The 20,984-nt window shown below is 42.5% G+C and carries 9 protein-coding genes; all 9 read right to left on the bottom strand.

All coding sequences use genetic code 11. The features are described 5' to 3' along the window. The 9 genes from ACYQ3L_RS14525 to ACYQ3L_RS14485 all read right to left on the bottom strand — a co-directional run bounded on the left by ACYQ3L_RS14525 (position 1) and on the right by ACYQ3L_RS14485 (position 20,976). Complete coding sequence (locus ACYQ3L_RS14525; RefSeq protein WP_379998130.1) at positions 1 to 3,174, bottom strand: efflux RND transporter permease subunit; 3,174 nt, start codon at positions 3,172 to 3,174, stop codon at positions 1 to 3. Positions 3,175 to 3,207: 33 nt separating this feature from the next. Next, complete coding sequence (locus ACYQ3L_RS14520; RefSeq protein WP_379998132.1) at positions 3,208 to 4,326, bottom strand: efflux RND transporter periplasmic adaptor subunit; 1,119 nt, start codon at positions 4,324 to 4,326, stop codon at positions 3,208 to 3,210. A 12-nt stretch (positions 4,327 to 4,338) separates the two neighbouring features. Beyond that, the gene (locus tag ACYQ3L_RS14515; protein WP_379998134.1) at positions 4,339 to 4,803 is read right to left on the bottom strand and encodes a MarR family winged helix-turn-helix transcriptional regulator; all 465 of its coding nucleotides are present in this window, start codon (positions 4,801 to 4,803) and stop codon (positions 4,339 to 4,341) included. Between the two features lie 396 nt (positions 4,804 to 5,199). Next, positions 5,200 to 6,945 (bottom strand): phospho-sugar mutase, encoded by a 1,746-nt coding sequence (locus tag ACYQ3L_RS14510; RefSeq protein ID WP_379998136.1) that lies wholly within the window; start codon positions 6,943 to 6,945, stop codon positions 5,200 to 5,202. A gap of 721 nt (positions 6,946 to 7,666) precedes the next feature. Beyond that, positions 7,667 to 10,918 carry a S41 family peptidase gene (locus ACYQ3L_RS14505; protein ID WP_379998138.1) on the bottom strand — a complete coding sequence of 1,084 codons (3,252 nt, stop codon included), beginning with the start codon at positions 10,916 to 10,918 and terminating at the stop codon, positions 7,667 to 7,669. A gap of 328 nt (positions 10,919 to 11,246) precedes the next feature. Beyond that, positions 11,247 to 13,673: a glycoside hydrolase family 95 protein gene (locus ACYQ3L_RS14500; RefSeq protein WP_379998140.1), complete on the bottom strand. Its 2,427-nt coding sequence runs from the start codon at positions 13,671 to 13,673 to the stop codon at positions 11,247 to 11,249. A gap of 96 nt (positions 13,674 to 13,769) precedes the next feature. Then, positions 13,770 to 16,364, bottom strand: a complete 2,595-nt coding sequence (locus ACYQ3L_RS14495) for a beta-mannosidase (protein ID WP_379998142.1) — start codon at positions 16,362 to 16,364, stop codon at positions 13,770 to 13,772. Positions 16,365 to 16,433: 69 nt separating this feature from the next. Then, a complete protein-coding gene (locus ACYQ3L_RS14490) occupies positions 16,434 to 18,635 on the bottom strand; it encodes an alpha-galactosidase (protein WP_379998145.1) in 2,202 nt (733 codons plus the stop codon). Positions 18,636 to 18,873: 238 nt separating this feature from the next. After that, entirely contained in the window at positions 18,874 to 20,976 is a 2,103-nt protein-coding gene (locus ACYQ3L_RS14485) for an alpha-galactosidase (protein WP_379998147.1), read from the bottom strand. Between the last annotated feature and the right edge of the window lie 8 nt (positions 20,977 to 20,984).

Below are 20,984 nucleotides of genomic sequence, written 5' to 3'. Positions count from 1 at the left end.
TTATTGTCCTTGTTTGTTTATGAATTCGTCGTTCGAATTTATCATTCCCGATTTACTTACTTTATCCTGTAGAGACTGGAATATGATATACAATGACGGTATAACCAATACCCCGATCATAGTACCGATAAACATACCTCCGATAGCACTGATACCGATAGAGCGGTTACCGATGGCACCTGCACCGGATGCAATAAACAGAGGGAATAATCCCGCTATGAATGCAAACGATGTCATCAGAATAGGACGAAGACGTGCAACAGCTCCGTTTACGGCAGCTTCTATAATACTCATTCCCTGCTGACGGCGTTGCAATGCATATTCCACAATCAGAATCGCATTCTTCGCCAGGAGTCCGATAAGCATGATCATCGATATCTGGACGTAAATGTTATTCACAATACCCTGCGATACACCGAATATCATCAGGAAGATAAATACTCCGGCCAATCCGACAGGAAGTGAGAATAATACCGCCAATGGTATAATATAACTTTCGTAAAGGGCGCAAAGCAGCAAGTATACGAAAATGATACAGATACCAAATATGAGGACGGTCTGGCTACCGGTATTAGCTTCTTCACGGGTCATTCCACCAAATTCGTATGTATAGCCATCAGGGAAGATGCTTTTATCCTGAGACATTTCCTCTATCAGCTTCAATACATCCCCGGTACTTTTTCCGTCAAGCATATTAGGTATAATGGTCATATCTATAGATGTATACATATTGAAACGGCTCAATGTAGGAGGGGCATCGATATCTTCTACATGAATAAACTCTGTGATAGGAGCCATATCCCCACTTCCGGTCTTGACGAATAAACCACTCAGGTCATCCAATTTTCTTCTGTACTCAGGAGAAGCCTGCAATACGACCCTAAATTGCTTCCCATATAAGTTGAATGTTGAGATATACGAACTACCGATATAAGCCTGCAATGTCCCCATCACCTCGCTGAGACTTAATCCTGCTGCCTTAATCTTAGGTAAGTCAGCTGATATTTCTTTCTGCGGGAAGGCAGGGTTAAAGTTTGTCATAGCCATGAGTATGACATCATTTCTGCTTTGTAGTTTATGGAGGAAGTTTTGAGCTATTTTATTAAATTCGTTAATATCTCCCCCTGTACGGTCTTGCAACTGCATATCAACCCCTGCACTCAATCCAAATCCCTGAAGGGTAGGAGTAGCTACAAAGAAGAATGTCGCATCCTTGATATGGCTTGTCTTTTCTTTCAAGATGGCAGATACTTCATTGGTTGATAGTTTACGATCATTCCATGACTCCATTTTTACAATCAAAGTACCATAAGAACTGTTCATACCGGCGGTAAAGTTAACCCCCGAGATATTAGTCACACTCTTAACACCATCAATTTCCTGTGCCATATGGACAACCTGATTTACAACAGAATCTGTTCTCTCCAGGGATGAACCCGGAGGTAAAGTCACGAAACCGATAACACCTCCACTATCCTCATTCGGAACGAAACCGGTAGGCAACATATTCATCAGAAAGAATAGTATGGCTGAAGAAACGGCTATAATAGCTACCGTAATCCAGCGATGGCCTCTTCTTCCCAGGAACTGGAGGCTCTTTTTGTACTTTTGCGTTGCACTGTTGAACGTAATATTGAAATAATAATAGAACCTCTGCAAGAAACCTTTTTTCTGATGCTCTTCGTCGTGCGCTTTCAGGAACAAGGCGCAAAGAGCCGGGCTCAGCGTCAAGGCATTTACAGCCGAAATAAGAATGGCAATAGCCAGAGTCAGACCGAACTGCTTGAAGAATATACCGCTGGTACCGCCGATAAAGCTGACCGGAATAAATACCGCCGACATAACCAGTGTAATGGATACAATAGCCGGTGCGATTTCCTTCATAGCAGTCATGGTCGCCTTTTTAGGATCTTTTTCTCCTGCGTCGAGCTGTGCATGGACAGCCTCGACGACGACTATGGCGTCATCGACCACAATACCAATAGCAAGCACCAATGCAAACAAAGTCAGCAAGTTGATAGAGAAACCAAACACCTGTAAGAAGAAGAATGTACCTACAATGGCCACCGGTACTGCTACCGCAGGAATGATTGTAGACCTGAAGTCCTGCAAGAATACGAATACTACGATAAATACGAGGACAAAGGCTTCCAGCAATGTATGGATAACTTTTTCGATAGATGCATCCAGAAACTCACTGGAGTCCATCATATAGTTAAATTTAACACCTGTAGGTAATAATTTTTCTGCGTTATTCAGTACATCCTTCACATTCTTAATTACCTCCTGGGCATTTGAGCCGGCTGTCTGGTTGATCATGATAAATACAGACTGATTCCTGTCGGTCTGGGAAATAACGCTATAGTTCAAAGAACCTAACTTTATATCCGCGATGTCTTTCAGCCTTAGAATATGTCCATCCTGCGAACGCAGGATAATATTACCAAATTGGTCTTCTGTCCGCAGTTTTCCGGTATATCTCATTGTATACTGGAAAGACTGGTCGCTATTTTGTCCCAGCTCACCGGGAGCAGCTTCTATATTCTGATCGGCCAATGCTGCGCTTACCTCCTGTACGGAAATTTTGTAGGCAGCCATCACATCCGGTTTGAGCCATACACGCATAGCATAGTCCCTTGCTCCAAAAACACTGGCATTACCAACACCATATACACGTTTTATCTGAGGGAGAATATTGATATTAGCATAGTTCTGAAGGAATTCCCCGTCATAGTCAGGATTGCTTGTACTGATTGTAAGCCCCAGCAATGTACTGTTCTGTTGTTTTGCAACAGTTACCCCCAATTGAGTTACCTCTTGCGGTAATAACGGATTTGCGCGTGCCGCGAGATTTTGCACGTTCACAGCAGCAATATCGGGATTAACCCCTTGCTTGAAATAAACTCTGATCGTAGCAGATCCACTTGTTGCAGACGATGTCATATATGTCATCCCCTCCACACCATTGATTTGTTCTTCGAGTGGAACAACCACACTATTCATTACCACATCCGCGTTTGCACCGGGATAGGTAGCTGACACCTGCACTGTCGGAGGAGCGATATCGGGATACTGCTCTACTGGCAAGGTTGCCAGCCCAATAATCCCCAGTACCACAATAATGACAGAAATCACCGTGGAGAGTACAGGTCTTTCTATAAATGTTTTTAACATTAGTTCTTTATTTTATTTATTAAATAAATAGTCTTATTTTTTCACAATGATTGTTGTACTATCAGACAGGGTGGCAACTCCACCTGTTACAATGCGGTCTCCGCTCGAAAGGCCGTTTGTTACAACATAGCTTTTCCCGTCAGGTGTAGCAGTAACATCAATTAGTGTTTGTACAGCAATAGAATCGCTGACCACTTTATAAACCAGGCGCTTATTCTGTTTTGTAAATGTGGCTGCCTGCGGTATTACTATAGCCTCTTCTACATGCTGAGGAATAGACAGGTTTCCGCTGAATCCGCTTCTCAACACTCCGTGAGGATTTGGAAATTCGGCCCTGAAGTTTGCAGATCCGGTCGATACGCTTACTGAGCCGGAAATTGTTTTTATCTTACCTTTCTCTTCATATACATTACCATCAGCCATTTTCAGGGTAACTGCAGGCAGGTTGTTTATTTTTTCAGCCTGGGTTTTACCCGGCAGGTCTGCCAATAAAGTAACAAGGTCTTTCTCATTCAGTGAAAAATATGCAAATACATTACCTGTACTCGATACTGTAGTCAGAGCATTGCTATTATTTACCAGACTCCCCTGACGATAATTGATCGTACCTACAACGCCATCTACCGGACTGGAAACATTTGTCCAGCTCATCTGTGCCTGTGCGCTTGTGAGTTGGGCCTGAGCCTGAGCCAAAGCCGCTTTTGATGTAAGCAATGTGTTTTGGTAAGTATCGAGTTGTACCTGGCTTACGATACCTTGTTCGGCCAAAGGTTTGAACCTGTCGACATTCAATTGGGCTGTGCCCACCTGTGCCCTGGCACTTTCAACTGCAGCCTGTGCTGTTCTCAAAACTTGTTCGGCTGTAGGGGAATTGATTTTAAACAAAATCTGTCCCTTTTTCACCACTGCTCCTTCATCCACGTAAACAGCATCTATAAAACCATCGATACGGGGCCTGATTTCAACATCTTCCTGTCCTTTTATAGTCACTGGATAAACAGTTTCCAGTTCTGTGTCCTGTATACTTAATACCTGTGTCGGATATTCCTGAGGAGTTTTGTCTCCACCTCCGAAGGGATTGGAGCCCTTGTTCCCACAAGATACCATAACCAATAGAGCCATTGCTCCGATAACAATCTTTTTCACATTCATACCTAAATTTATTTAATTGTTTGATTTACTTAATCTGTCCATTTCCTGTAATAATATGCTTAGTTGCGTTTTTAATACTTCCACATCAATATTTTTGAATAAAAGTTCCTGTCCGGTTTTGACTTTTTCTATTGCTTTTTCGAAAAGTTCTTTCCCTTCATCGGTTAGTTCAACGATGCGTGCTCTTGTATCGGTAATGCTCTCCCGTCTGTTTATTAGCTTCTTTTTTTCAAGATTTCTTAATATCGTCGAAGTAGTCATAGGATCTATATCCGTTTCTTGCGATAAAACGATTTGTGTAGCTTCTTTTTGTTGCCTGGACATATGATATATAGCTCCTAATAACTCCATCTGTGATGATGTTAATCCAAATTCATCCAATACTTTGTGCTTACCTCTTTGCCAGTACTTGGAAACACGCCAGATTAGATATCCCACCTCCTCATTTGGATTCCCCAGTTTGCAGTTTACTTCCATTTATTCATTTTTAAAAATTTTCGTGCAAATATAGTAAGTGTACTTATAATAAGTTCACACGATAGTAAGTAAAATTTACTTTCTTAACATTTTTTATTAAAAAACCTGTTGTAAAACATATTTTGTAGAAATAAATGGTCGTGGGCAATAAAGCAGGGAGGACATAATTCTTTCTGTAATCCTTTGCTAAAACTGTTTTCGTTTAATTGTTAATGTGTTGCTAATGTGATCCTTTAAAATATCATAACAATTCTGATTTAATAATTGTTGTCTGTTTGGAAGTATTTATTTAGAAATTCCGCTTTATACGGATAATAAGTTTTTTGTGTTACTATTTTCGCAAATATACCGGGTAAAAAAGCCGGATAATTACTATCCGGCTTTGCTTAGTATTTTTTATATACCCAGATCTTTACAGACTTGGTCTATCTTCTTTTCTGTACTGGCGTCGATGGCATCGTAATCGGCTCTGGACCTCAATTTGGCTTTTACTTCTATATAGAATTTAATTTTCGGTTCTGTGCCTGAAGGACGGATCGATATTTTTGTTCCGTCTTCGGTGAAGTACTGCAATACGTTTGAAGTCGTTGGCATTTCCAATGTATATTCTTCATTGATGGCCAGATCCTGGGCTTTTAGTGTTACAAAGTCTTTGATGAGTGTAACTTTAGAGCCCGCAATCTGTTTGATCGGATTCTCTCTGAAATTCTTCATCATAGTTTCTATCTCTTCGGCCCCGCTGCGTCCTTCCTTAGTTACCGAAATTCCCTTTTCTTTAGAGAAACCGTATTCTACATAGATGTCCTGAAGCATTTCGTACAATGTTTTACCATTATCTTTCGCCCATGCCGCAATTTCACCGAACAGCATAGCCGCTGAGACGGAATCTTTGTCGCGAACAAAATCTTCGGCAAGGAAACCGTAACTTTCTTCGCCTCCTCCTATATATTGGCGTTTACCTTCAAGCTCGCGCATGATAGCTGCGATCCATTTGAATCCTGTATAGCATTCGAACATCTCTACTCCGTTCTTTTCAGAAACTACCTGTGTCAGAGCGCTGGTTACAATTGTCCGTACGGTATATTCTTTTCCGGTAAGCTGTCCGAGTTCCCTCTTGCGGGTAATGATATAATAGATAAGGATAAGCATTGTCTGATTTCCGTTCAACAGGATAAACTCTCCTTTATCGTTACGGATACCTGCCCCGAAACGGTCGGCATCGGGATCAGTCGCGAATACTAACTCGGCATTTGTTTCCACGGCTTTTTTTACGGCCAGTGCCATAGCTGCGGGATCTTCAGGATTTGGAGATACGACAGTAGGAAAATCGCCGCTTAGTACGTCTTGTTCCGGTACATTGATTATATTTGTAAATCCGGATGCTTTAAGAGCCTGGGGTATTACAGTGAATCCTGTCCCATGTAAAGGAGTGTACACAATACCTATTCCGCTGTGGCGTTTGATGGCATCAGGTGAAAGCAGTATGGTTTTCAACTCTTTTATGTATGCTTCATCCATATCTTTACCTAATATCTCTATCAGGTTCTTATCGCCTTTAAATTTGATGTTCCCTACATTTACACGATTCACTTCAGCGATGATATTCTTATCGTGCGGAGGTATAACCTGTGCCCCGTCCTCCCAATAGGCCTTATATCCGTTATATGCTTTAGGATTGTGTGATGCCGTAATCATAATACCGCTCTGGCAACCCAATTTACGGATGGCATAGGATACTTCGGGCGTAGGACGTAAATCTTCGAACAAATAGGCTTTGATTCCGTTAGCAGATAGTATGTCTGCCGATATTTCGGCGTATTTCCTGCTATTGTTCCGGCAATCGTGTCCGATGACTACTTTTATCTGTTTTAGTGAAGAAAATTCTTTCAGCAGATAATTGGTCAGGCCTTGTGTGGCTGCACCTATAGTATATATGTTAACTCTGTTGGTACCGACTCCCATAATACCGCGAAGACCTCCTGTTCCGAATTCAAGGTCTTTGTAGAAAGCCTCTATCAACTCTGTTTTATCTTCTTTGTCTAATAATGCTTGCACTTCTTTCCTCGTCTCTTCATCGTATTTGTCCGAAAGCCACGTTTTGGCTTTGGCTGTCACTTGCATTAGCAAATCATTACTTTCCATGCGTGTTTGTTTTATTATTTATAGTTCTATGCAATGTTAATATTACAAAGAGCAAAAGTAGCATTTTTTTTGCTGTTCGGGGATAAGAATAAGTAAGAAATTATAAGTAAATTTTTTAGACAAAGTTATATCTCGTGATTTCCAAAAGATTAATTGTTAAGGCGAACCGGAAGTAGAAATTGGTCGTTCTGTTATTAATGTGAATCAATAGTTGAGTTTTATTGTTGGATTTTTTCTAACGCGCCAGTCAGCTTGCATTTGGCTCCGCCGATTTTCAATTCCGCTTCGCTCCAATTCATTTTGCCTTGATGCAAAACGAAACAAAAGATCAAGGCTGCATCCCACAGCGACCCAAAACCGCAGCTCCGGTGGGGCAAAATAATACGAAGTCATCTTTAGCCGGATTACCGGCAGGGTATAGCATCTGCCATATTTTGCCCTACACCTCCGCTTTACGGATTGGGTGCCCCGCCTGCGGGACGAGGCCGGAATCGCGATGCGACGACAAGACAAAGGCTCTTCAGTCTTTAACCCTATGTGCATAAGCCTACTCGTAACTTGTAACTGCCCATAGGGCGTAGTAACTTGTAACTAAAAATAGAACGTTTTTATACTACAATAATCGCTTTAACGACTGATTAGCACCAATAAGCAGATACAAAAAACAGAGTCACAAATTCTCACTTGCAACTCTGTAATTATAATGTATAGTATTTATTCCTTATTTCTCCTGTAATAATACTTCCACAGCTTTTTCCAATTGGCTGTCCTTTCCTTGTAATGTAGAAGCAGGATCATTATATATTTCAATATCCGGCTGCAATTCCTGATTTTCCAGATACTGCCCGCGCATATCTTTCACTGCTACCTGCGGAATACCGAAAACGATACCCGGATCGATCTGCGATTCCCACCATACTGCGGTCATCGTTCCCGGAACAGGCGTTCCTATCAGTTTACCTACTTTCAATTCTTTATACAGCCACGGGAATCCGTGAGCATTCGAATAATTATCTTCACAGACCAATACGGCTGACGGCTTAGTCCATTTATTGTACGGATCGCTGCCTATATATTGTCCGCGGGGTTCGAAACGCTGATATTCTTTTCCGCTCAGGAGGGTAACCAGATCATCGTGTAACCAGCCTCCACCATTGTGACGGGTATCTATTATGACAGCATCTTTGTTCCGGCAACGGCCCAACAATTCGGAATATACTTCCCTGAAACTGTCACTATTCATGCCGCGTACATGTACATATCCAACTTTTCCGTCCGACAGTTTGTCTACCATCTGGCGGCGTTGTTCTACCCAACGTTTATAAAGCAGGTTATTTTGTTCACCGTAAGAAACGGGTTTTACCCATTCTTCTATCTCACTACCCGATTCGGATGTTTTGAATGTAAGCAGCACCTTTTTTCCGGCTTTTCCTACCAGCAAAGGATAATAATCCTGTCCCTTCATTATTGGTTTGCCGTCTATCTTCAATATAATTGTCCCCTCTCCTATTTTCGTATTCGCATTAGTCAACGGTCCCTGATTAATGATCTCCTTAATCTTGATACCGTCTCCAAGATAAGCTTCGTCGAAGAACGCTCCCAGAGAAGCCGTAGGCATCGGAGAACCCTGCCCGGAACTTCGTGCCCCGGTATGCGACCCATTTAGTTCTCCCAGCATTTCCGACAACATTTCAGCAAAATCATTATTATTATTGATATGAGGAAGAAAACGTTCATAAGCAGCTTTATATCCATCCCAATCCACACCATGCAAATCCGTTACATAGAACTTGTCTTTGACCTGCTTCCATGCATGGTTGAAAATATAACTGCGTTCCTCTTCGGGCTGATATTCAAACTGCGCATTGATCTTAATAGGAGTCACAGTTCCGTTCTCCATATCTATTTTCTTCAACTGGCCGCCTCCCAGCAACAGGATATTCTTTCCGATGCTGTCTGTGTTCAGTTCGCCGGCTCCTGCTTCTTTTACCAATATCTTCGAAGATTTATCTTTCAGGTCATAAACCCACAGATCATAGCCTTTTTCGAATCGGGTCAGGTAATAAAGCTTATCGCCTTTTTTATTGAGCATGGCATCTGCCAGGGACGAAGAGTTCGGCGTCAGGCGGATAATCCAGTCCCGTCTGTTATCGAGATTAAATTTCAGCGGTTTTACTTCTTTATCTTTCTTGTCATCCTTTTTATCATCCTTCTTGCCCTTACTGTCTTTCTTATCCTTATCTTTTCCCTCTTCTTTCTTCTTGTCTTTCTTTTCCTGTTCTTCCTGTAATGCGAACTCCTCTTTGCTCATACGAAATTTGTCGTATGCTTCCCCATCAAAAAACATGATATATGCGTCCATGTATGCACCCCAACTGCCATGACTGCGGTATCCGGCCCTGTCTGAAAACCAGATCATAGCCTTTCCGTCCTGCACAAAGCGCGGATTAGCATCACTATAGCCGCTCTCTGTCAGATTAGTAAGCTCTCCGCTGCCGTCCGCTTTTACCAAAGCGACATCCGTACTGTTCCAGCCTCCTATGCCTATATATTGGGTCAAAAGCCATTTACTGTCCGGTGCCCACCTGAACCACTGATCCCCGTCGGCGTACGAATAATTGAACTTGCCGTCCAGTACTGTGCGTATTTCCTTGCTGGCCAGATTCAACACCCGCAAAATCGTACGGTTTTCGAGATATGCTATCTCCTTGCCGTCCGGCGAGTATAATGGCTGAAAAGAGGCCAGGGTGGAATTTGTCAACTGTTCCTCTTTAAAATCCTTGGCGTAAACAAACGATTCGTCTTCCTTGTGCGTGAGTGTAGACTGATATACATTCCACAACCCGTTACGTTCCGCGGCATACAACACCGAACGTCCGTCCGGGCTGAAGGATACGTTGCGTTCCTGTTCCGGCGTATTGGTTATCCGTCTTGTAGTGCCGTATTCTACAGAAGCGACAAACACATCGCCGCGTATCACAAAGGCAACTTCCTTTCCACCCGGTGAAACTGCCATTTCCCCTGCTCCGGTAGAGAAGTTGATATATTTCAATTTATTTTCCTGATTATCAGTAGCAATCCGAATATTCACCTTCTGAGGCTGCTGACCCTCATTCATCGTATATATTTCACCGTCATAGGAAAAACAAAGCTTTCCCTGCTTACTTGATGAAAGAAAGCGTACCGGATGTTTCTCCAGATTCGTAAGTTTTGCGGGTGCAGATACATCTAAACCGCTTTTATAAATATTAAACGAGCCGCTTTGCTCACTCAGGTAATAAAAGTTTTGTCCGTCCGCGGCCCAAACCGGATTACGGTCTTCCCCCCTGAAAGTAGTCAGCTTCTTATATGTTCTTTCGCCACTCAAATCGCACAACCACAAATCGCGTGTTATAGACGATTGGTGATGTTTACGCCACGGGTCTTCATACCCTTTCCTGTCGTGATATAGAACCTTTGTCCCGCTGGGATCGATAGACAAATCTTCCATTGTCAGTGATGAGAAAAGAGACGGACGCCCTCCCAATGTACTAATTTCGTAGATCTGGGCAAAGAGTCCCGACGGAAACTCACCGTCTTTCACATCCTGTATGATACTGGCCGAATAAAGCAACCTGTCATTATCACGGAAAGCAACCGGATATTCGCCTGCGGAGTGTGTAGTCAGACGTTTGGGCGTACCCCCTTCAGCCGATACGAGATATACATCGAGGCTACCCTCCCTGTCGGAAGCAAAAGCGATACTTTTACTGTCGGGCGACCATACAGGACGGGTATCGTATCCGGGGTGGGTAGTGATCTGCATGGCGCGGCCGCCGGTTACGGGTACTTTATAAATATCTCCCTTATAACAAAACGCGATCTGATTACCATCGGGCGATATAGCGCAATAGCGCAGCCACAAAGGAGCCTCCTGCGCTTTTAACCCCACTATAAAAAAGAGGAAGAAAGCAGTGAACAAAAGTTTTCTCATAATATTTTAATTAAATAAGTAATAATAAGCTTTTGATGTTATGGGCACTACTATATCCGGTAGATACAACCATAAAGGAATCAGAGCATTGAACCCGGATATCCTATATTTAACGTATCAAATATAGCTAGATACTAGCTATATGACGAAAGAAAAGTGAAAATGTTACAAAAATTTATTCAGGACAGGATAAAAAATAAAAAGTGCCTTAATGATAAAGCACTTTTTCCGGTACGATGATATACTTAGCCGGGCTATATTCCTCTATATGAAATCCATACTCTGCTTTTTTACACTTATATGGTTAACACTCTAAAAAAAACGCCTCTTATTTGCAGTTCATTTCCAGGCTTTGGCCTTTTTTCAGTGAAACAGTTATAAAGTTATGGTTCCTTTCCGTATTCCTCTGTATTCTTACATTATCCGCTCCTTTGGGAAAGGATATATCGCCATGGCTTTTGGCAACCTTAAATGTAAATTCATTATCCGCAGTAGCCTTAATCACTATATTCCGGACCCGGCCTTCTTTCCATTTCAAATCCACTTCACCCCCGCCTCTGACACAAAGACCTCTGAAATAACCTGTATTCCATTGCTGAGGTAAAGCCGGCAACAATTCAATATACCCTTCATGGCTTTGAATCAACATCTCGGCTATTCCGGCGCCCCCGGCCTCATTCCCGTCAAAGATGAAGATATCGTATGGAGCTCCTGCAATACCTTCAGGGGATATTGTCAACAGATTCTCACGGGTAAATTCACGCTGAAGTTGCACAACACTCTCATATGCTTTCTTTGCGTCGAACAGGCGCGCATAGAGGCAAATCATATTAGCACGGCTCCATTCCACATCTTCCCAATTTGGCGCGGCCAGGCGGTATTCTATTGTCTTGCGGGCGGCATTGGCCAGATCGGGTGTCTTTACCGGACTGATTTGCGAAAATGGATAGAGCGCCAGCAGGTGCGTGGTATGGCGGTGGTTAGCCTGTGCCTCCTCGAGATCTTCGAACCATTCCTGTACGGCACCATTCTTGCCTATCATAATAGGAGGAAACTTTTTCAACGCCATATTCAGGCTATCCCTGAATTTGTCATCTGTCTTCAATATTTTCGATGCTTCGATACAAGATGTAAAGGCCTCATAAGCAAGTTGCCGGTCGCAGGCAGGCATTAATGAAACCGATAGTTCATCACCTTTATATCTGAATGAGTTTTCGGGAGAAGTACCGGGGCCTGTCATCAAATAACCACTTTCAGGATCTTGTACCATATAGTCCAACAAGAATTCCGCATTACTCTTCAATATCGGATAGGCCTCGTCCCGCAGAAAACCATCGTCAAGCGTATATACATAATGCGCCCACAAATGAGATGCTATCCATGAACCGGCCAGAGGAAAAAGCCCCCAGTTAACACCTTGTCCCGAAGCCGTATAACCCCACACATTAGCTACGGTATTCGCAGCCCATCCTCTTGCTCCGTACACATTCTTTGCTGTTTTCCGTCCATGAACGGAAAGGTCTTTGATATAACCGAACAAGGGTACATTGCATTCGTGCAGGTTGCCGATATTAGACAGCCAGTAATTTTGCTGGGTATTGATATCCAGATGATAATCATTGGTCCACCCCATATTACAAGCCAGATTATCATTCCATATCCCTTGCAGGTTAGCAGGCAATGGTGAATTTTCGCGTGACGCGGCAATCAATAGATATCTTGCATACAGGAAAAACAGGGCATCCAGCCCTACGTCTTCTTTCCCGGCTTTTACCCGTTCCCACCGCCTGTCGGTAGGCAGTTTATCAGCTTCGCTCCGTCCCAAAAACAGGTCTACCCTTTTATACAGATTTGAATAATCATTTATATGCCTATTTCTTAAAAGATTATAAGTCTGGGATAATGCTTTATCCACCGTCCCGGTACAGTCTTCCTTATACTGCTTATTATTGTAATCCGTCCGCAGGTCTAGGATCAGAGTCACTTCTGTTGCGCCCTCGATGTTTATCATGCTGTTCGCAGCCGAGACTTTACCATCCTTAGCCGACACAGCCACTTTACCTTTAAAGTTTACTCCGCCGGGGCCTTGTTTCGGGAAAGACACTTTACCGGAAAACTCCAATCCGTTATCCACATCTGTAATGACAGACTCACGAAGCATATCCAATGATATATCCAGACTGAGCGATCTTGATTTACTTGCGGTAAGATGAATAATAAGAGCATTATCGGGATTACTGCAAAAATATTCTCTTGTATATTGTACATTACCAATCTTATATGATACTGTATTGATAGCATTATCGAGATTCAATTCCCTTTTATAACCTGAAATTGTGCCGGCAGGATATCTGAATTTCAGTTTGAGATCCCCTGCCGGGACATGTGACCCAAAAGAATGAGGCGTGCCCGACATAAACTCGGAAACAACACGGTTACCCTTGGCATATTTCCCTTCAAAGAATAATTGCCTGATGTCATTCAGCATTGTTTTACCCAATGGGCGCTCCTGAAATTTATCAGGTTGCCCCGACCACATCGTCACCTCGTTCAGTGCTATCGTTTCCGTTTCTATGCCGCCAAATACCATTGCACCTATGCGTCCGTTGCCCAGAGGCAAAGATTTCATCCATTCATCAGCCGGCTGCTCATACCAAAGGGTTGACGACGGGACATTTTGCGAAAACACGAATTGGACATTCGTTATTAAAATTGTTATTATCGATATTAATAATATAGAACAAGTCTTTCTCATAATTTTAAATTCAATTAGCATATATTCATTCTGTAGAGAGGATGCATGGGATAAAGTTTTCAATTTCCGACTCTATCGCTCATAAAGACAGGCATCTTAAAAGCCATCCCTTAATGATACAACCTTCAACTGTTTTTCAAATTCGGGCCGGGATAAAGATGTTTTTACTTTTACTACTGCTGTTTGTCCCGGAAGAATATCAAAATAATTGTTCTCAAAGAAATTATCTATTCCTTCAACGGACATAAATACCGCGCGGGCAAAATTGTCCGCCGACAGGGATACCTCATAGCCTCCTTCCAAAGTCTTTACCGTTTTAGATATACTTGCGTGAGGGAAGTTTATATTCTTCTGTTGCAACAGGAAGTAGTTATTCTTATAAATCTTACTCCTATTGTCCGCCAGTTCCACATGAATTACCACATCGCTTTTTGCCGTTCCTTTCAGTAAATCATTTACAGAACCAGTGAATACATTTTTACTTGTATTCTTGGGTATTGTTATATTTAATTTTCTGCTGTCTATAATATGTCCGTCCAGTTTTATGATCTTTATGCTTAGAGTTCCCTTCGATTCGGAAAGCCTGTCCGACACAACATAGATATCCAGCTTATCATCTTTAGCAATGGGGGAAACCAGCACATCTTTATATGCTTCGCGGGCAAAGTAATGCTGCGCCTTCCAACGGCCGTAATAGTCCCGGCTCGACCATGAAGCCACGGGCCAGCAATCGTTGTGTTGCCAAAACAAAGTACCCATACAGTAAGGCATATCGCGGCGATGGGCCTCCATAGCTATTTTCACAGCATCGCCCTGCAACACCTGATTCATGTAAAGAAATGATTCAAAATCTTTTGGCTTCTGATATTCGTTCAACAGGTATTCTTCTATCAGATTATTGGCATAAGTACCTGCCCGCTGATGATCCATCATAACTTCCGATGTAATTACCCAGTCTTTTTTGTCAGGCGCGTATATCTTTACCGACTCAAATTCGGGGAACGACTGGAATCCATATTCGCTAAAGAACCTGCTGCGTTCCACATTGTATTGAGCAATAGGTTTGCGTCCATGCCATACATCCCAATAATGCCTGTCGCCGTGCTTATCGTCACAGCCTTGTCCCGGCAAGCCGTATGGAGAAGAAGGCCAGTAAAAAGACTGAGGAGCATATTGCGCTACCATATCGGGTAGTAATTTGTGAAACAGATCGGCATATTGTTTCCACATAATACGGGCATATTCGGGGTTCTGCTTTGTGTAATCTTCGCGGCGTCCCCATCCGAACCAACCGTCATAAGCCTCATTATTACCGCACCAAATAGAAATGGAAGGATGATTCCGTAAACGCTTAATGTTATCTATTGCTTCATATTTCACATTTTCGAGATATGCGCCTTCCGAAGGATACATACTGCACGCAAACATGAAATCCTGCCATACCATTATGCCGTTTTCGTCGCACAGGTCATAGAAATAGTCTTCTTCATAAGTACCTCCACCCCATACCCGGAGCATATTCATATTTACATCTACGGCATCCTGTATTGTTTTCCTGTACTTTTCGCGGGTAACACGGGGAAGGAAGTTATCGGAGGGAATATAATTCGCACCTTTGGCAAACACAGGAACACCGTTCAATACAAAATAAAATGAAGCTCCGTCTTTATCCGTTTCATTCACGACTTTAATAGAACGTATCCCTGTCCGTATATTTTTGGTATCAACGGTTGCCGACTTCAGGTCTATTATTGTCGTAAACTCGTATAAATTAGGCTCTCCCAGTCCGTTACTCCACCACAAGCGGGGATTATCGATCGTAAAATCGACAGGAACCGTGTTTATCCCTTTTTTCAGATCCAGATTCTTTGTCCCATAAACCGTATTGTTATTTTTATCCTTTATTATTATCTTGACATCCGCCAGCTCTTTATCGGACAGGAGTTCAGCATGAGCCGTAATCCGGGCTATTTTAGAACTGACTTCTTTCTGTTCTATAAATACATTTTCTATCTTCACATCATTCCAGGCCTCGAGATACACAGGACGCCAGATACCCGACGTTACCAAACGGGGACCCCAGTCCCAGCCGTAATGGTATCCTGCCTTGCGGGCAAATGTACTGACTGTTTTATTGAAGATCCCACCCTGTTGGGACTGGTCGGGTCCGGTCGGATACTGAAAAGGCAAAGCGTCCCATTTGGGAATATCTTCTTTGATCGGTGAGCGGAAAAAGACCTCCAGCTTATTATCTTTCCGCTTCACCTTGTCTTTAATGTCCACTTTCCATTCGCGGAACATATTATCTCCCTCAAGGATACTCTCCCCATTCAGATAAACATGCACATAGGTATCCAGCCCCATAAAGTGCAGGCGGATATTTTCCCTACCGAATGTGTCGTCATCCAGGTCGAAATGAGTTTCATACATCCAGTCTTCCTTGTCTACCCATTGTACACTTCTTTCGTTCAATCTGTAAAACGGATCTTCAATTATCCCGTTCGCGATCAGGTCGGTATGGATTACACCCGGAACAGAGGCCGGATACCAATTGTTTAGCCGCCATTGGCGAAATTTCCAGCCCGAGTTGAGTTCTTTCTTTATGGGTATAGCCGATACCGGATCACAAAATAGTATGACCAGTGCCAATAAGGTCAATTTGAGAGAATAATTTCTTAATAGTTTCAGCATTCTTGAATATGAATTAATTTCCGATAAATTACGTTGGGTCAGGACACCAGGGTCAACTTATACAGATCCTTATTCCTGAGAAATAAGCAACACTGTGCTATCGAACGGATTCCCTATATTCAGGCTAATACCTGCTTTCATCAGATAGTCACCTGAAAACACCTGCCCGTCTCCATAGAAAGAACTACCGCCCGGTTTAACGTTCAGTTCCGTTATCTTATAATTCTTATCAGGGTCGAGTCCTTTCAGTTTAGTTTCGAGATATGTCGTACGCCCGTGATATTTCAGGCTGTAAGCGAAGAACACCGATTGCTTCTTATCTTTCGAAACATACATATGCGATGCCCAGCCATTCTTTCCATACGGGGATACCAGCCTGTACAAATCACCGAGCTGTACAATCGGCCTGATTGTTTTATAGTCTTTTATCGCGTTAGCTGCAAATTGGTATTCGTCCCCAATATCTTTCGGCTGCAATTCCATTCCCAGGCGGCCCGACATAGCTACATCGAAGCGGAATTTAAGCGGGGTTATCATACCTGTCTGATGGTTGGGACTGGTAGATACATGTGATCCAGTAGCTATTGCGGGAAAGAACAGATTCGTCCCGTATTGTATAAAAATACGGTCCAGGGCATTTGTGTTATCGCTCGTCCAAAACTCTGTATGATACTTCAACGCACCAAACTCCAGACGACCACCCCCTGAAGAACATAACTGCATATCTATATCGGGATATTTTGCCCTGATTCTATCGTATACTTTATACAATCCCTTCACATATTCATACCAGAAATGAGTTTGCTCATCCTTGGGCAGATAATCGGACCCTACATTATCTACATGCCTGTTGGCATCCCATTTGATGTAACTTATGTTTTTAGACATGGAGACCACATCGTCAAATGTTTTAAAGACAAAATCCTGCACCTCAGGATTACTTAAATCCAGAAGCCATTGGTTACGCATCGGAAGAATATCCCGTTTACCACTTTTTACAATCCACTCCGGATGCTTTTTAGCCAGTTCACTATCAGGATTTACCATCTCGGGCTCAATCCAGATACCGAATTTCACCCCTTTATTTACCGCATAGTCTGCCAGGTAGTTAATACCCCGCGGCAGTTTTTTCTTATTCACCTGCCAGTCGCCGAGACCCGCATTATCTGCATTACGGGGATATTTATTGCCAAACCATCCATCGTCCAAGACAAACATTTCTACTCCAAATTTAGCGGCGTCATCTATCATGTCCGTTATAGTCTTTTCGTCGAATGAAAAATAAGCGCCTTCCCAGCTATTGAGGATAACAGGACGCAATTTATCTCCATGAACAAGAGCGTATTTACGTGCCCAGTCATGATAATTTCTCGATAGCTGACCCACACCAGTGGCGCTATAGGTGAGAATCATTTCGGGTGTTTCCAGTTTTTGTTCCGGTTTCAGATAGAAGGTAGAAGCGAAAGGATTCATCCCCGCTATAATACCCAGTTTGCCTGTCTCATCGAGTTCAAACGATAATTTATAATTGCCCGACCATGCCAACGAGCCGCCGTATACTTCACCCGAGTCTTCATTTGCAGGTCCATTTAATGAAAGAAGAAACGATGGGTTCTCCGACTGTGTTGCTCTTACTCCTTTCTTTGTTTCCACAACTTTTATACCATGAGTAAGCTCTTCTTCTTCCATCTGCATTTCGGCAGCCCATGTTCCGCTAAAATGGGTAAGATAATATGATCCGGCATGAATCGGGATATATGATGACGCCAGATTTTCCACTTTTATACTGCTTTTTTCTTTATGGGATATCGTAACCGACTGTGCAATAATATTCTCCTTCTTATAAGCAATAAAACGAACATCTACATAGACGGGATACATCTTGTCTTTCAGGCTGATTACAGTCTCCGTTGTATTGTTATCCAAGGGCTTTGTCTGTGTACCGGCATAAACGAGTTCGGTAGTCAGTACCCCGTCATCGTGTGTTAGTTTTAATGCAGGATTGAGATAATAACGACCACCGTATGCAGGATACATTTGTGATGCAAAATCGTCACTTGTATCCGGTTGCCCTTTAATTTTTTTGTCCGTGAATGAGGAGACCCCATTCAGTTTGTTCCCCCAATACTGAAAAATTACCTTTTCGTTGGGTGAAGCTGTGAATATCATCGACAGATTGTCCGTTTCCACTTGTATAACGTTCTTTTCCTGACTGAATACATTTAATGCCGTCAGAAACAACAGAAGAATGCTTAATACAGATGTTCTCATTTAAAATAGATGTTTAGTAGAAATGCCTAATATTATATGGATATACAAAAAGACCTTCTTTTTATTATTAATGTTTATTCCTTCGTTTTCATTTTTTTATGGAGAATACATATATACCTCTGAAAAACAACGATAAGCATTTACTATGCAATTATTGTTTTACATATAAAGGTATATATGTATATCTGCCACGCCAGATCATGATAACCAAACTTTCATCATTCTCTATTTATGCGGATTATTTATCTATTCTGTATACCCTTACATCCTGTGATGGTACCGAATATTGTAAATTATTATTGTTAACGGAAAGTTGAGTGGATGTCCATAGTTCTTTCACTCCAGATTTATCAGCATGCTCCAGACCTACGCGGCTAAGGTCCAGATTTCCTTCTTTAACCGTATTTTTGTCAAAATTGAAGATAGCCACATAAATATATTCTTTAGTATCCAGCATGTACATTGGCTCCGCTTTGCCGGGCCCGGCGGCAGTATAGCCTTCTACCGGATAAAAAGACTTGCCTATACGGGCTATATCATTGATATCTTTATTTGTAGCCACTTTCATGGCTTTATCGCGGGCTTCCTTATCTCCGGGGAAACTTCCTTTCAGACTGAAATTATCACCCAGCATATAGATACCGGTAATAACGGCCGAGGTAATACGCCCCCTGTTGCTTCCTTCTTTATAATCATCGGCTTCCTGAGGTTTATAAAGTAAGATATGGTCGGAGTCATTAAATGGATAAACTCGGTCGAGCCACCAGCCGAACGAAAGGCTATTGAGCATATAGCCTGTTGTTCCCCATTCGCCTTCGGTCATCGCACCCCAGGCGTCGCAACTGATCCGCTTCGAAGTTCCGTACTGAGATGGGAATGTGGGCGCAATGGACAATGCCATGAACATGTCTTCGCCACACAAGTCAGACAGGTATTTCATGCCTTCGTTATATGCCTGTATGCCTGTGGTTACATCGGGATTGTAGAAAGAATCGGCTTCAAGCGTTCCGTTATTGATAAAGTCGAGTTTCACATAAGTATATCCCAGTTTCTTAAACTTGTTGATATAATAATCCATCCTCTGCTTTGTTGCCGGATGGGTGGGATCTACAGCCAATGATTCTACCTTACGGGGCTTGCCGTTGGCATATAAATAAATATCTTTATATTTCCACTTACCATCGGTACCTTCAACAGTCGCTTCTGCATTTCCATGCCAATCGGAGAAGGGACACCAGTAGATTCCGGCTTTCTGTCCGTTGGCCTTACAATGTTCTGCAAATGTACCAAGTTGCTCTTCGGAAAAATTATCCCAGAAAGAATCCAGTCCTATATATACCGTATTGTCGTTTTCAAAATTATTCGGCTGTAATTGGTTTTTGAAGAAATCGGAAACTTCAGTCGCGCCCTCATAGTTCACTTTCGCAGCCATCGCAGCCCAGCTGTTCCAGCCGAAAGGTGTTCCTCCATTCCATTTACGGGGAGGAGTTATCAGGGCATTCGCCTCGCCGAACAATTCCAATCCTTTACGCCAATCGGAGAAAAATCCGATAAATATTTTAGGTGATTTCAGGCTTTTGCCTTTTATACTGCCATGCTCTTTCGATGGCCTGTCGGGTTTTTCACTGATATCCCTTGTCAATTCATGAGTTACACCACCATAACACTCCAATTCGGTTATATATTGATTATCCTCGCCCTTATAGCGGATACCGGTCTTCCATGTATCATGTTCCACCGAGCCGATAACTAATCCGGCACGGCCCTTTCCATTGAATACGGACGTTACTTCGAAAGACATGTCCTCTCCTGTCAGAGGAGATGAAAGATAATGTACGAAGGCGTCGTTGTCGAAGGGCACACGTAATACACGGTTGCTCTCATCATGAGGCAGAAAAGCATTTTTTGCCACAGTGTACACCGGGGCTATATAATTACTAGAGATGTCCGTGGGGGATTCCAGATATACTTCTGTCAGAAAATATTCTTTATCTGAGTAAAAGTAATACACCTGCCGGATATCAGGCTTACCGGATAATCCGGTATAGCTAACAGTAAACTTTTCTCCTTTTCCCAATACATCGGAAACAGATTCTTCCGTGATGCTGACTACCGGGTAAGCAGTACTTTCGATAAAATCATCCCCAATTTTTGCCTTTACAAATACACCGGATAATATACTCTTGCCATTGTGCCTGTAGTCTAAAGTTTTGGAATCTTCATTATAAATGATAGCCCACTGTTTATTTCCTATATTGTTTCCACTTGCACAAGATGCATATGCCAAAAGGCATATGCAACTCATACAAATAAAAACTATCAGACCTGTTGTTTTCGTCATCTCGTTTT

This window comes from Dysgonomonas termitidis, assembly GCF_054657735.1.
This window is presented reverse-complemented; position numbering and strand designations above follow the sequence as displayed.

Bases quoted from the DNA above. Each gene is read 5' to 3' on its own strand.
- ACYQ3L_RS14495 (WP_379998142.1), bottom strand. From the start codon at position 16,364: ATGCTGAAACTATTAAGAAATTATTCTCTCAAATTGACCTTATTGGCA.
- ACYQ3L_RS14500 (WP_379998140.1), bottom strand. From the start codon at position 13,673: ATGAGAAAGACTTGTTCTATATTATTAATATCGATAATAACAATTTTA.
- ACYQ3L_RS14520 (WP_379998132.1), bottom strand. From the start codon at position 4,326: ATGAATGTGAAAAAGATTGTTATCGGAGCAATGGCTCTATTGGTTATG.
- ACYQ3L_RS14510 (WP_379998136.1), bottom strand. From the start codon at position 6,945: ATGGAAAGTAATGATTTGCTAATGCAAGTGACAGCCAAAGCCAAAACG.
- ACYQ3L_RS14505 (WP_379998138.1), bottom strand. From the start codon at position 10,918: ATGAGAAAACTTTTGTTCACTGCTTTCTTCCTCTTTTTTATAGTGGGG.
- ACYQ3L_RS14515 (WP_379998134.1), bottom strand. From the start codon at position 4,803: ATGGAAGTAAACTGCAAACTGGGGAATCCAAATGAGGAGGTGGGATAT.
- ACYQ3L_RS14485 (WP_379998147.1), bottom strand. From the start codon at position 20,976: ATGACGAAAACAACAGGTCTGATAGTTTTTATTTGTATGAGTTGCATA.
- ACYQ3L_RS14525 (WP_379998130.1), bottom strand. From the start codon at position 3,174: ATGTTAAAAACATTTATAGAAAGACCTGTACTCTCCACGGTGATTTCT.
- ACYQ3L_RS14490 (WP_379998145.1), bottom strand. From the start codon at position 18,635: ATGAGAACATCTGTATTAAGCATTCTTCTGTTGTTTCTGACGGCATTA.